General features: G+C 52.5%; 11 protein-coding genes. 4 read left to right on the top strand and 7 right to left on the bottom strand.

Annotated elements, in window-relative coordinates:
- Positions 1-136 precede the first annotated feature (136 nt).
- On the top strand, positions 137-1,291 hold the full coding sequence (gene hpxO / locus MRY16398_RS12425; RefSeq protein WP_125124455.1) for an FAD-dependent urate hydroxylase HpxO: 1,155 nt from the start codon (positions 137-139) through the stop codon (positions 1,289-1,291).
- A gap of 56 nt (positions 1,292-1,347) precedes the next feature.
- Here hpxO and hpxR read toward each other — a convergent pair whose 3' ends face one another.
- Positions 1,348-2,271, bottom strand: a complete 924-nt coding sequence (hpxR, locus tag MRY16398_RS12420; RefSeq protein WP_107223142.1) for a LysR family hpxDE operon transcriptional regulator HpxR — start codon at positions 2,269-2,271, stop codon at positions 1,348-1,350.
- A 127-nt stretch (positions 2,272-2,398) separates the two neighbouring features.
- Between hpxR and hpxD the strand changes: the two genes are divergently transcribed.
- On the top strand, positions 2,399-3,436 hold the full coding sequence (gene hpxD / locus MRY16398_RS12415) for a molybdenum cofactor-independent xanthine hydroxylase subunit HpxD (protein WP_125124454.1): 1,038 nt from the start codon (positions 2,399-2,401) through the stop codon (positions 3,434-3,436).
- Positions 3,437-3,444: 8 nt separating this feature from the next.
- The gene (locus tag MRY16398_RS12410; protein ID WP_125124453.1) at positions 3,445-4,410 is read left to right on the top strand and encodes a PDR/VanB family oxidoreductase; all 966 of its coding nucleotides are present in this window, start codon (positions 3,445-3,447) and stop codon (positions 4,408-4,410) included.
- Positions 4,411-4,482: 72 nt separating this feature from the next.
- On the opposite strand, the gene MRY16398_RS12405 is transcribed toward MRY16398_RS12410, so the two are convergent.
- The 6 genes from MRY16398_RS12405 to argC all read right to left on the bottom strand — a co-directional run bounded on the left by MRY16398_RS12405 (position 4,483) and on the right by argC (position 11,888).
- Positions 4,483-5,313, bottom strand: a complete 831-nt coding sequence (locus MRY16398_RS12405) for an oxidoreductase (protein WP_125124452.1) — start codon at positions 5,311-5,313, stop codon at positions 4,483-4,485.
- A gap of 135 nt (positions 5,314-5,448) precedes the next feature.
- A complete protein-coding gene (locus tag MRY16398_RS12400) occupies positions 5,449-6,456 on the bottom strand; it encodes an AraC family transcriptional regulator (protein WP_125124451.1) in 1,008 nt (335 codons plus the stop codon).
- A gap of 262 nt (positions 6,457-6,718) precedes the next feature.
- The gene (locus MRY16398_RS12395) at positions 6,719-8,257 is read right to left on the bottom strand and encodes a methyl-accepting chemotaxis protein (RefSeq protein WP_041851503.1); all 1,539 of its coding nucleotides are present in this window, start codon (positions 8,255-8,257) and stop codon (positions 6,719-6,721) included.
- A gap of 428 nt (positions 8,258-8,685) precedes the next feature.
- Positions 8,686-9,717, bottom strand: coding sequence for a methionine synthase (locus tag MRY16398_RS12390; RefSeq protein ID WP_071195310.1), 1,032 nt, complete (start codon positions 9,715-9,717; stop codon positions 8,686-8,688).
- 27 nt (positions 9,718-9,744) lie between these two features.
- Positions 9,745-10,728, bottom strand: a complete 984-nt coding sequence (locus tag MRY16398_RS12385; protein ID WP_125124450.1) for a DUF1852 domain-containing protein — start codon at positions 10,726-10,728, stop codon at positions 9,745-9,747.
- Positions 10,729-10,964: 236 nt separating this feature from the next.
- The gene (gene argC / locus MRY16398_RS12380; RefSeq protein ID WP_125124449.1) at positions 10,965-11,888 is read right to left on the bottom strand and encodes an N-acetyl-gamma-glutamyl-phosphate reductase; all 924 of its coding nucleotides are present in this window, start codon (positions 11,886-11,888) and stop codon (positions 10,965-10,967) included.
- A 112-nt stretch (positions 11,889-12,000) separates the two neighbouring features.
- Here argC and MRY16398_RS12375 point away from each other — a divergent pair, with 112 nt between their 5' ends.
- Positions 12,001-12,888 (top strand): LysR family transcriptional regulator, encoded by an 888-nt coding sequence (locus MRY16398_RS12375; RefSeq protein WP_041851507.1) that lies wholly within the window; start codon positions 12,001-12,003, stop codon positions 12,886-12,888.
- The last annotated feature ends 21 nt before the right edge of the window (positions 12,889-12,909 follow it).

Genomic DNA, 12,909 nt, shown 5'->3' with positions numbered 1-12,909 from the left:
GGCAACACTAATGCAAATACGCACAACAATAGTGCAACATAACAGTGCAATGCACGATTTACCCTGTGGTTACGCGTCTGCACATTCTGGTACGCAAATTGCTGAACCTCTGATACGCAGATAAAAGGAGATCAGAATGAAAGCACTGGTGATTGGCGCAGGTATTGGCGGGCTGAGCGCTGCCGTAGCGTTAAAAAATGCAGGCATCGCGTGTGACGTCTTTGAGGCGGTAAAAGAGATCAAACCCGTCGGTGCGGCGATTTCCATCTGGCCCAACGGCGTGAAATGCATGCGTCATCTGGGTATGGGCGAGATGATGGAGACTTACGGCGGCCCAATGCGCTTTATGGCCTATAAAGATTACCGCCAGGGCGAAACCCTGACGCAATTTAGCCTGGCACCGCTGGTTGAGCGGGTTGGTGGTCGCCCGTGCCCGGTATCGCGCGCAGAGTTGCAGCGCGAAATGCTCAATTACTGGGGACGCGATAAGGTGCAGTTTGGCAAGCGTGTAAGCAACGTGGAAGAGAACGCCGACGGCGTTACCGCGTGGTTTACCGATGGCACTACGGCGCACGGTGATTTCCTGATTGCCGCCGACGGCAGCCATTCGGCGCTGCGTCCTTACGTGTTGGGCTACACGCCGCAACGCCGCTATGCGGGTTACGTCAACTGGAACGGCCTTGTGAAGATCGACGAAGCGATTGCCCCGGCCGAGCAGTGGACCACGTTTGTCGGCGAAGGCAAACGGGTGTCGCTGATGCCGGTTTCTGATGGGCGTTTTTATTTTTTCTTCGATGTGCCGTTGCCTGCCGGGCTTGCCGAAGACCGCACCACGCTGCGTGACGATTTAACACGCTATTTTAGAGGCTGGGCGCCGCCGGTTCAGCGGCTGATTGCCGCACTTGATCCGCAGACCACCAACCGCATTGAGATCCATGATATCGAGCCGTTCGATAAACTGGTGCGGGGCAAAGTGGCATTGCTGGGCGATGCCGGGCACAGCACGACGCCGGATATCGGCCAGGGCGGCTGCGCGGCAATGGAGGATGCGGTGGTGCTGGGGGAGATTTTCCGTACGCAGACCAATATTGAAAGCGCGCTGCGAGAGTATGAAGCGCAGCGCTGTGACCGGGTGCGCGATCTGGTGCTCAAAGCGCGTAAACGCTGCGATGTTACACACGGTAAGGATATGGCGCTGACGCAGGCCTGGTATCAGGAACTCAAGGAAGAGAGCGGTGAGCGCATTATCAACGGGCTGTGCGACACCATTCAGGGCGGACCATTGGGGTAATCTGCTCGCAGACAGCTATGCACCGTAGCCCCGGTAAGCGGCAGCGCCACCGGGGATCAGACCAACGGCGGGTGCAGAATCTGCATTTCCTCCATCACGGCGGTCAGCTTCTGGATGACCATCTGCGCCGGACGGGAAAGCTGGCGCGAGGGGGCGGTGCACAGCGCCAGAGTCAGCGGACGCAACAGCTTGTTACGCAGCGGGACAAACGCCAGTTGCCCGCTCTTCACCTCATCCAGCACATCCAGCAGGCTCAGCACCGTCACGCCGCTCCCCTTTAACACCAGCGATTTGATAAGCCGGATATCGTTACAGTTGATGGTGTTCGCCGGGGCCAGATCGTAGTGGCGATAGAGCATGCCGACACGATCATGCACAATCAGGGGCGCGCCGGGCAGAATATGTCGCGCCTCGCTCAGCTCGCCCAACGACAGTGCCGATGCCTGGGCCATTTCATGATCCGGGCGCATCACCACCCCCATCTCCAGCTCAGCGAACGCCAGCACGTTTAACCCTGTCTGCCCCTCCGGATCGAGGATCAAGCCAAAATCGAGATCCGCCTGCCGCACTTTCTGGCTGACGGTATGGCTATCCGCGACCTGTAACACCAGCTCCAGCCAGGGTTGCCCGCTAATAATATCGGCCAGCGCACTGGCAAAGCTCCCCTCGGCCAGCGCCTGCACCATCCCCACGCTAACCGTGCCGCGCTTAAGCCCCTGCAACTCATCAAATTTCTGCCGGGTAAGCTGAAACTCTTTTTGCCAGCGCAGCAGATTGTCGTAGAGCAATTCTCCCGCGGTGGTCATCCGTAAGCCTTCCGGTAGCCGTTCAAACAGCGGCGTACCAAACGCTTCCTCGGCCTGCAGGATCTGTCGGTTAATGGCTGAGGGAGAGATATGCAATTTTTCGGCGGCACGGCGCAGGCTACCGCTACGAGCAACTTCGGCGAAGTAGAGGGCGAAACGCGAAAATGGACTCATGCAGCACCTGTACACTTTTTTGCAACGGGGCGGTGAATTAATGGTGATGGATGTGCACACCCTAATATGACAACAATAAAGTTACAACAATTAAACAATTGCTTTTCCGTGAGCAGGAAGGATGACCATGAATACAGCACTCCCCACCCCACCCGCCCGTTGCACCTTCGAACCGGAGGATTGGTTACGTCTGGCAAAATGCTGGCATCCGGTCGCCCGCGCCTGTGATATTAGCGCCGCGCCGGTCAAAGCCACGCTGCTGGATGAACAACTGGTGATTTACCGCGTGAAAGGTCAGGTGGTGGTCGCCCGCGATGTCTGCCCACATCGTGGCGTGCCATTAACGCTCGGTTTTCACGACGACGAAGGGATTGTTTGCCCCTACCACGGGCTGCGTTTCGGCGAAGATGGCCGCTGCAACCGCATCCCCTCCAGCCCCGGCCAGGCGGTCCCGGCGAAACTTAACCTGTTAACCTATGCGGTTGAAGAGCGCTACGGTCTCATCTGGACGTGCCTGGCATTTGACGCGGAAAACCCCCAGCCACTGCCGACAATGCCGCACTGGGATGACGCTGGTTTTCAGCAGATCAACTGCCCCGCTTTTGAAGTGAACGGTTTCGCCGGACGGCAGGTGGAAGGGTTTCTTGATGTGGCCCACTTCGCCTGGATCCACACGGCAACCTTTGCCGATGCCAGCAACCAGGTCGTCCCCGATTATAATCCGCAGGAAACCGAGTTCGGGTTTGTCGCCGATTACTGGAGTTCGGTAGGCAATTATCCGGCAAGCTCCCAACATCAGGCGCCGGAAGGCTTTCAGTGGTTGCGTCATTTCGAAATGCATCTGCCGTTTACCGCCACGCTGACGATCCATTTTCCCGGCGAGGCGCGGCTGGTGATCATGAATGCCGCATCGCCTGTCTCATCACGTGTGACCCGCATGTTCGCGCCTATCGCACGTAATTTCGATCTGCATGTCCCCGTTGAGGATGTTCATGCCTTTAACCTGCGCGTATTTGAAGAAGACCGCCTGATGGTCGAAACCCAACGCCCGGAAAGGCTGCCGCTGGATCTGACGCTGGAAGCCCATATTCCGGCAGACCGAAGTTCGATTGCCTATCGCCGTGGCCTGAAAAAAATGGGCTTTGGCGAGTTTTTCCTGGTTTGAGGTGCGCCATGAACGAGATGCTGAACGTGGTGGTTGACGGATTATGGTGTCAGGGTGACAGAAGTCTGGCCGTGCGGCTGGTTAGCGCCAGTGGCGAGTCCCTGCCTGGCTGGGAGCCCGGCGCCCATATTGATGTGCATCTGCCCTGCGGTCTGATCCGCCAATATTCCCTGACAGGTGACAACAGAGCGGGAAGTTACCTTATCTGCGTGGCGCAGGAGCGCGCATCGCGTGGCGGTTCACGCTATATCCACCAGACGCTACGCCCCGGCCAGAGGCTGCTGATTTCCGCACCGCGCAACCTGTTTGCTCTGCGCGATGATGGCCCGGTTCTGCTGCTGGCGGCGGGGATTGGCATCACTCCACTGTATGCAATGCTGCTGCAACGGGAGGCCACAGGCAGGCCATTTATACTGCACTATTTTGTTAAACGCCGTGAAGAGGCCGCATTTTTGCGCGAACTCTCCCGACCACTCAAACACGGTATTTGCGTGGTGCACTGTTCCGCTGAGGGGGAGAGCCCACGTCAGTGGCTGGCGACCCTGCTTCCCGCCCCCGGCGACGAACAGCGTATTTACACCTGTGGACCCGAGGGGTTTATGGCGGCGGTCAGGGACGCTGCCCTGAAAAAAGGCTGGGCGGAGACGCACATCCACAGCGAGGCCTTTGCGCCTGTTGCCCCGGCGGCGATCGCGCAAGATGCAGCGACCTTTACGATTACCCTGGCGTCCAGCGGGGAGAAATGGCCGGTACCGGCGAATAAGAGTATCGCGCAAGTGCTACAGGATAATGGCGTGGCGGTACCGCTTTCCTGCGAGATGGGGATCTGTGGGGCCTGCCTGACGCCGGTTGTCGACGGCGTTGTCGATCACCGGGATACCGTGCAATCGGCAGCAGAGAAATCCGCCGCCGCGCAACATATCGCGCTGTGCTGCTCCCGCAGCCACTCCGGGGAACTGGTGATTGACTTATAGTCACCCGCAGAGGGGTTATCATAAACACAGTCACTATTGTTCCCTATCTCGCTGACTAAACCAGCCCGTTTGTTAGCGTGTCTGGCTGAGGATAAGCCGATCGAACAAACGATCGCCGAGCCAGACACGCATACGGATGAGCATCTTTGCAAACTTACCGACAGCATAGCGGGTACGTGGGTTGTTGCTGTTCACGGCACGGGAGATCACATCTGCAATGACCTGTGGGTCACTGCCTGTCCCCTGCCCGTAGGTTTTTTTAATTGATGAAGCCACCTTCTTTACCAGATGTCCGTACGGGCCGCTGGCCGAACGTTTGACAATACTGTTGCTCGCGGCATCACCGAAACCTGTCTCTATGACGCCGGGTTCGATGATCACGACGTTTATGCCGAATTCTGCGACTTCCAGCCGCAAACAGTCCGACCATCCTTCCAGTGCATGTTTGGTTGCGTGATACCAGGCCCCCAGCACGCTGTACATCTTTCCTCCCATGGAACTGATGTTAACAATATGCCCGGCGCGTCTGGCCCGCATGGCGGGGAGCAGGAGTTGCGTGAGCCGCGCGGCACCGAAAAGATTAACCTCAAACTGATAGCGTGCTTCGTCCATACCGATCTCTTCTACCGGGCCGTAGAGACCAAAACCGGCGTTGTTGACCAGCACATCGACACCGCCAGTCTGATCCAGAATGGTATTCACGCCGGATACGATGTCCTCATCGCGGGAAATATCCATCCGTAGCGGTTGTGCGCCGAGCCGGACAAGGTCAGCCATTTTTTCGATACTGCGGGCAGCCACGTAGACCTGATAGCCATCCTGAATAAGACGACGAGCAATGGCCTTTCCCATGCCTGACGATGCGCCGGTGACCAGCGCGGTTTTCTTTTTTTGAGTAAACATAGGCACCTCGTTGAGTGAACTGTCTCCAGTTTGCCTGAGCAGATGCCTGATTGTTCTTGCCTGACGCGCCAGAGTACTTGCTAAGCGCGCCATCTGACGGTGAGAACCGCTTTGTGCCGAAGGGAAATGTTCAGTTTAATTAAGACGCAGAGAGCCCCTGACTGTTTCTGGCGTCTGACCAGTCCAGGCCATAAAGGCGCGGTAGAAGGAATTAGGGTCTTCAAAGCCAAGCAGGAAGGCAATTTCGTAGCCGGACAGGTTGGTATTGCTCAGATAGTGTCGGGCCAGTTTTTCCCGACAGCGATTGATAAGGACGCGGAAATTTTCCCCTTCTTCTTCAAGCCTGCGTTGCAGAGTGCGCTTGCTCATCCCCAGACGTTCTGCCGTTTTCTCAATCGTGGCTTCGTTACCCGGCAGCAGTTCCAGAAGTACCGCACGCACACGTTCGGCAGTGGAAGCCGTTTCATCTAACTGGCTGAGACGGCGGCGCAATTCAGGCTCAAATACCTGCCACATCCCTTCATTTACCGTCAAAAAGGGTCGCAGGATATCCGTGGCGGAAAAACGGATGTACGGCTTTTCTCCATACTGCATGGCGATACCGAAAAAGCGCTCATAGTGGCGCGCCAAAACAGCTTCCGGGCGCTGTGGAATCGCCACGCTTAGTGCCTTAACCGGTTCGCGGGTTGCCAGTCGTAGCAGCCGGAGTAAAAAAGCAAGCTCGGCGACCTGCAACGATATGGGGATGTCTGTGGCGAACAACCACCCCGGAGACACGGTCAGGCTGCCGGTTTGATCCACGGTAGTCTCAAGGGCCATCGGGGCAATGAGCTGTTTATATCTGGCCAGTCGCTGCACGGCCTGCATCATATTTGTGCTGCACAGCGCCGCGAAAAGAGGAGGGTCGAAGATTTCTGCAGAGACATGTTCAACCAGGCGCAAGGGAAAAGCCGCATCATTTGCTTCCCTCTCCAGTGCGCGCCAGAAACGAAAATAGTGGTCTGTATCGAGTCTACGATCTGGCCTGGAAAAGAGATCGTCAGGCAGGCCGGCTTTGCGCAGTATTTGTTCAGGCTGGAGACCTGCGTCTTTCAGAAGCGTTCTCCAGCCAATATCAAGAGAGAAAGTGCGGTTACGTGCCATTGTTAAATTTCCGAACGGGAATACTCATCAGGGTTTCGGATGACAGCATAACGTTTCAGTACGGGCGAAGACATTCAAAAGGCGCCATCTTTGGCGTAAAGCGCGCCAGGTACGGAAATTTAGCCCTGAACCCGACAAATGTCCGCTGCCTGTTTTAACAACTGACCGGTAGGCAGGCCTGCCCCGTGTCTTTATCAGTGTCTGACACGACACGAGCATAATGCAGGTCTGCTATGGTGGTAAATTGGCGATCAACTGGCCTTTACAGGTGGAACGCTTCAACTTCTTTCAAGAGCGTACTGGCCTGCTGACTCAACGAGTTTGCCGCAGTGGCCATCTGCTCTACCATCGCCGCGTTCTGTTGCAGGTTACCTTCCATTTGGCTTACTGCAATATTGACCTGTTCGATGCCATAACTCTGCTCGCCGGAAGAGTGGTTTACCTGATTAATAAGCTGTGTCGTTTCATCTACCATTCCCAGCGCATTATTCATCTTCGTTGTCACACTTGCCGCATACACGACGCCTTTGTTGATATTTTTCAGCGCCTCTTCAATTAAGTCGCGAATATCGCGGGCAGCAACGGAGGAGCGCTGGGATAAAGAGCGCACTTCTCCTGCCACTACGGCGAACCCTTTACCCTGCTCACCGGCACGCGCGGCTTCCACCGCAGCATTGAGCGCAAGAATATTGGTTTGAAAAGCGATACCGTCAATGATGGATGTAATTTCTGCAATCTTGCTTGAGGATAACGAAATATCGTCAATAGACCCTTTCAGCGCACCGAGTTCCTGGTGGCTTTCATTGACTATCGACTGGACCTGCCCAATATACGCATTCGCTTGTTTAGCGTTATCCATGTTGTGACTGACGGTAACTGACAACTCATTCATGCTTGCCGCTGTCTCCTCCAGAGAAGAGGCCTGAGATTCAGTCCGTGAAGAGAGGTCGTCGTTACTGACCGCAATTTCATTCGCGGCAGTATCGACTTCTTTACTTGCATCTTTTACGCTTGATAATGCCCCTCTGATTTTTTCAACCAGACCGTTAAAACTCTTTGCCGTAATACCCAGTTCATCGTTTTTATCAATATTTAATCGCAGGGTGAGATTCAGCGTATCGCTGATGGTTGCCATGCTTTCCTGAAGAGTACGTAACCCTTTTTTCAGATAGGTCAGGATTTGCCATGAGAAAAGGGCAATAAGTGCCACCGCAACAATAATGATGATGCTCAAAAACCACACTGTTTCGTGATATTGATTGTGGTTCTCTTCGGCATAATTAACAGCGATTTTATAGTTATATTCCAGCATTTCTTGTATCGCCGCGCTAAGCGCCACAGAAGCAGTGGCCGTAGTTCCTCCATCGGATACCATTAATCTCGCCGCATCAATACCTTCTTTCTCATAGACACTTTTCATGTCCATTACTTTTACTTTATAGTCTTCAAACGCGCGGATGGTTTTTTTAATTAATTCACCATCATGTTGGTCTGAAATCAGATTTGACTGGTATTCATTTAATATGCTTTGAACTTTATTTAACTCACTGGTTGCTGTACCTATGTGTTTTTCAAATACTTCTATCTGGTTTACCAGCAACGACATAAGAATCTGACGCCTCGCCTCTTCCCTGTGTAGCAACCCCTCACTGAGTTTACTGATACTCGGCATACTATTGGTTGTCACATATTCGAATCTGTTTTGTGCATTGTTGAGCGCTTTCAGACTAAGTCCACCCAGGGTGATCATTATCACAATTGAAAAAATAAATATTAAGGTCAGTTTTTTAAGAATGGTCATGTTCAGCCTCATCAGCGCATATACAGTTTTATTTTTATCGGCGCCGGTGGGCTTATCTTTATATCTGCAATAGATAAAATTTTAGTTAAGGAACCCTTACTTAGCATTAAGCAAGGTTAAATAGTTTTGAATGTTATTTATTTTATAAAGAAAAAATCACATATAAAACAGGTTATTATCGCAAAGGGAGGCATTAAATAAATTATCGCCCGGTGAGCGAGCACAACAATTACAACGGGATAACAAAAATATATTATATAAATACTGTTTGCGGATTTAAGCAATCAAAAAGTGATATAGTAGCCGTGCTACAACTTTTAGCGCGGCCACCACAGATATTGCATAGTCCGGTTATTCAGTCAAGGACGATATTTATCCCCTCACCTGACCCGGACTGCATTCTTTAAATTCACCAATAACGGGTGGCGTTATTTTCCCGCAAGTTCCCGGCGGATAATTTCCGCACCCGCACTTAATGCGTTGAGCTTACCATTGGCGACCCGACGCGATAACGGCGTCATGCCACAGTTAGTCGAAGGATAAAGCTTATCGGCATCAACAAACTGGAGAGCTTTACGCAGCGTACTGGCGACCTCTTCAGGCGTTTCAATGGTCGAAGTCGCCACGTCAATCGCCCCTACCATCACTTTCTTACCGCGAATCAGTTCCAGCAGATCCATGGGAACACGCGAGTTATGGCATTCCAGTGAAATGATATCGATATTCGATGTTTGCAGTTTGGGAAACGCCTCTTCGTATTGCCGCCACTCAGAGCCCAGTGTCTTTTTCCAGTCGGTATTGGCCTTAATGCCGTAGCCGTAACAGATGTGTACCGCCGTTTCGCATTTCAGCCCTTCAATGGCTCTTTCTAATGCGGCAACACCCCAGTCGTTCACCTCGTCGAAGAAGACATTAAAAGCCGGTTCATCAAACTGGATAATATCAACACCCGCAGCCTCTAGTTCTTTGGCTTCCTGATTGAGAATTTTTGCAAATTCCCAGGCGAGTTTTTCACGGCTTTTGTAATGGGCATCATAGAGCGTATCGATCATCGTCATCGGCCCGGGCAACGCCCATTTAATGGGCTGTTTAGTCAGTTGCCGCAAAAATTTGGCATCGTCAACAAAAACCGGTTTTTGACGCGCCACCGCACCTACCACGGTCGGAACACTCGCATCGTAGCGATTGCGAATTCTGACGGTCTCGCGTTTTTCAAAATCAACGCCGCTGAGGTGTTCAATAAAGGTCGTGACAAAATGTTGGCGCGTTTGTTCGCCATCGCTGACAATATCAATCCCTGCCCGCAGTTGATCGTAGAGAGATAAACTCAGGGCATCTTTTTTCCCCTCAATTAACTCTTCATTTTGTAATTTCCAGGGCGACCACAGTTTTTCGGGCTCTGCAAGCCAGGACGGTTTGGGTAAACTGCCAGCCGTTGAGGTGGGAAGCAATGTTTTCATAATAAATGACCTTTTAATCCTGGTTAATTAAAGAGCGTAGTTAGCGGACCATTGTTCAAGAATATTTTTGTAGGGTTTAATAAAGTGTTCTTCAGTAAATTTGCCCTGCTCAATAGCCAACTGACTGCGCTCTTCACGGTCATACACAATTTTGGTTAATGAATGATCCTGGTGGTTCAGGTCTGGCTGATAAAAGTGACCGGCGACAGCGTTAGCATTATAGATTTCAGGTCGATAAATCTTCTGGAACGTCTCCATCGTACTGATGGTACTGATAAGCTCAAGACTAGTGTAATCGCGCAGCAAATCACCCGAGAAATAAAAAGCCAGCGGCGCAACGCTATTTTGCGGCATGAAATAGCGAACCTGCAGGCCCATTTTGCTGAAATACTGCTCCGTCAGCGACGTGCCGTTGGGCTGGTATTCAATGCCTAATACAGGGTGCTGATTGCCCGTGCGGTGATAGATATCTTTACTGGACACGCTCAGGCAGATCACCGGTGACTTTTTGAAGTTCTCTTTGTAGGCACGGGAATTGACGAAATGCTTAAATAACTTGCCATGCAAGTCGCCAAAATCATCCGGAATACTGAACTTCTCCTGGCCTTTGTTGTGTTCTAAGAGCAATACGCTAAAGTCATAATCCCGCACATAAGACGAGAAATTATTTCCGACAATGCCCTCTATGCGTTCGTTTGTTTCTTTATCAACGATATTCGTTTTCAATATTTCAATTGCCGGAAACGCAATGTCATTGCCTTCATCGCCAATATTCAGTTCAGCGGAGATAATGTCAAGTTCAACAGAATAACGATTGGCGTGCGGGTTATCCCAATAGGCCAGGGCATTGAAACGGTTATTAATCATCACTAGCGTATTACGCAGATTCTCCTGACGATTGTCGCCTCTGGCCAAATTAGCGAAGTTAGTGGTGATACGGGTATTTTCTGAGGGGTTATAATTTTCGTCGAAGCGACTGCTTTTAATGGTAAATGTGAAATCTTTATTCATTGTAATTTTGCACCCTGAGTTCTGACATAAAAACTGGCTTATTTTATTAAGCGACCGGGTGTCTCATTCCGCAGTTTTCATGTTATCAATAAGTTAATAATACATATTTATGCCAGAGCCTCTGGATGAGAGAAAGCGAGTTAATTTCATTGCAACATGAGACATCGTCATGTTCGGCTTAGCGTCCGCTCGGGGGGCTGGCGCCGGGCGTAAAAGCCCGACACCCTGGCCGCGTGTTAATGGGTGTCGAGGAGCAAATTGAGGTTTTGCACGGCAGCGCCCGATGCCCCTTTGCCCAGGTTATCGAAGACGGCAGTCAGCAGTATTTGTCCATTTTCGGGGTTTGAGAAAACGCCAAGCTCCATGTCATTAGTGCCGTTCAGGCGCTCCGGGTTGATGCGCTCTGCATCACCCGCTGTTATGTGGGGCAGCACCTTTACATATTGGCTATGGCTGTAATGCTCTGTAAGGCAGGCATGGATTGCCACGGCACTGGCATTTTTGGGCAGCAAGCGTTGCTGCAACGGCACACTCAGCACGATCCCCTGACGGTACGCGCCGTAGGCAGGCATAAAGACGGGCGGTACAGAGAGCCCTGCGTAGCGCGCAATCTCCGGAACATGTTTGTGCCTGAGCCCCAAACCATAGACCTGAAACGCGGGCGCCGAATCGGCCTGCTCGCCTTCGAACTGTTCTATCGCCGCCCTTCCCCCGCCCGAATAGCCGGAAACAGCATGGATAGAAAGGGGGTAATCGGCAGGCAACAGTCCGGCATTGACCAGCGGGAGCAGAAGACCAATCGCGCCCGTTGGGTAACAGCCAGGGTTCGTAATGCGCGTTGACGTCCGGATGCGTTCGGGCTGGTCGGCACTCATTTCAGGAAAACCATATGTCCAGCCGGGCGTAACCCTGTGGGCTGAACTGGCATCGATAATCCGCACGTGCGGGTTTTCCACCAAGGCCACCGCTTCGCGAGCGGCCTCATCGGGCAAACACAAAATTGCGATATCGCAGTTGTTGAGCATCCCGGCCCGCAGGCGCGTGTCTTTGCGATGCGAAACAGGCAGCGTCATCAGGGTAATGTCTGAGCGACCGCGCAGTCGGTCATGGATCTGTAAGCCTGTGGTGCCCTGCTCGCCATCGATAAATACGTTAGTCATTGTGTTTTCCCGGTCACGGATAAAATTTTATGACATTGATGTTGTGCCAGGTTTTAGTGTGGGTAAAGTTGAATTATCTTTACGTCAAATTCAGTTTTTCTGAGGTATGTTGATGCGTGAGATTAACCTTGATCAGTTACGCACACTGATAACAATTGCCGATACCCGCTCTTTCAATGAGGCTGCCGGACGACTGCACTTGTCGCCGCCAACGGTCAGCCTGCATATTTCCGAACTTGAAAACCGGGTGGGGGCGACATTGCTTTCCCGTACACGAGGCAACGTCAGGCCGACGGCGATTGGCGAAAAGCTGGTTACCCATGCGCGCCGCTTACTTGCTGATGCCGCGTATGTCCTTGACGATATCTCACGCCAGGCGCAGGGCCTGACCGGACAGGTAAGACTGGGGGCGTCTACAGGGGCTATCGCCAATCTGTTGCCACAGGCTATTGAAAAAATGGCGCGGCTTCATCCGAATATCGATGTACAGATTACCGTCCTCACATCTCAACAAACGCTTGAGCAACTGAAATCCGGTTCACTCGATATCGGTATTGTTGCGCTCCCACAACTGCGGGGTAATGGCCTGGAAATTGATGCCTGGCGGCGGGATCCTGTTGTCGCGTTTCTGCCTGCAAACTGGGATCTGCCGGATGTGGTGTCGCCTCAATGGTTGATTGAAAAACCGCTGATTCTGAATGGTTCCGGCACCCACTTATCACAACTGACAAATCAGTGGCTTGCAAAAACGGGACACCGGCCTGTACCGCGAATCAAACTTGATTACAACGATGCGATAAAAAGTCTGGTGGGCGCAGGTTATGGCGCCACGCTGTTGCCGCTTGAATCGGGCACGCCCGTCTCCGCTGATAAGCGCGTCGCGGTTCGTCCTTTAAAGCCCGCATTGTGGCGGGAGTTAGGATTAGCCTGGCGAGAGGGGGAAAATGAGATGTCGACCGCGCACCTGTTGTCAGTTCTGCGGGAATTAAAACAGGAGTGAGTGTGGGGATGGCGCGGTTTG

This window comes from Phytobacter sp. MRY16-398, assembly GCF_003925915.1.
Lineage (GTDB): Bacteria > Pseudomonadota > Gammaproteobacteria > Enterobacterales > Enterobacteriaceae > Phytobacter > Phytobacter diazotrophicus.
The sequence above is the reverse complement of the archived record's forward strand: the minus strand, read 5'-3'. Positions and strand labels throughout refer to the sequence as shown.

What these genes read in the sequence shown, in the direction of transcription:
- MRY16398_RS12390 (WP_071195310.1), bottom strand. Translation starts at nt 9,717, where the DNA reads ATGAAAACATTGCTTCCCACCTCAACGGCTGGCAGTTTACCCAAACCG.
- MRY16398_RS12400 (WP_125124451.1), bottom strand. Translation starts at nt 6,456, where the DNA reads ATGGCACGTAACCGCACTTTCTCTCTTGATATTGGCTGGAGAACGCTT.
- MRY16398_RS12405 (WP_125124452.1), bottom strand. Translation starts at nt 5,313, where the DNA reads ATGTTTACTCAAAAAAAGAAAACCGCGCTGGTCACCGGCGCATCGTCA.
- MRY16398_RS12385 (WP_125124450.1), bottom strand. Translation starts at nt 10,728, where the DNA reads ATGAATAAAGATTTCACATTTACCATTAAAAGCAGTCGCTTCGACGAA.
- hpxO (WP_125124455.1), top strand. Translation starts at nt 137, where the DNA reads ATGAAAGCACTGGTGATTGGCGCAGGTATTGGCGGGCTGAGCGCTGCC.
- argC (WP_125124449.1), bottom strand. Translation starts at nt 11,888, where the DNA reads ATGACTAACGTATTTATCGATGGCGAGCAGGGCACCACAGGCTTACAG.
- hpxR (WP_107223142.1), bottom strand. Translation starts at nt 2,271, where the DNA reads ATGAGTCCATTTTCGCGTTTCGCCCTCTACTTCGCCGAAGTTGCTCGT.
- MRY16398_RS12375 (WP_041851507.1), top strand. Translation starts at nt 12,001, where the DNA reads ATGCGTGAGATTAACCTTGATCAGTTACGCACACTGATAACAATTGCC.
- MRY16398_RS12395 (WP_041851503.1), bottom strand. Translation starts at nt 8,257, where the DNA reads ATGACCATTCTTAAAAAACTGACCTTAATATTTATTTTTTCAATTGTG.
- MRY16398_RS12410 (WP_125124453.1), top strand. Translation starts at nt 3,445, where the DNA reads ATGAACGAGATGCTGAACGTGGTGGTTGACGGATTATGGTGTCAGGGT.
- hpxD (WP_125124454.1), top strand. Translation starts at nt 2,399, where the DNA reads ATGAATACAGCACTCCCCACCCCACCCGCCCGTTGCACCTTCGAACCG.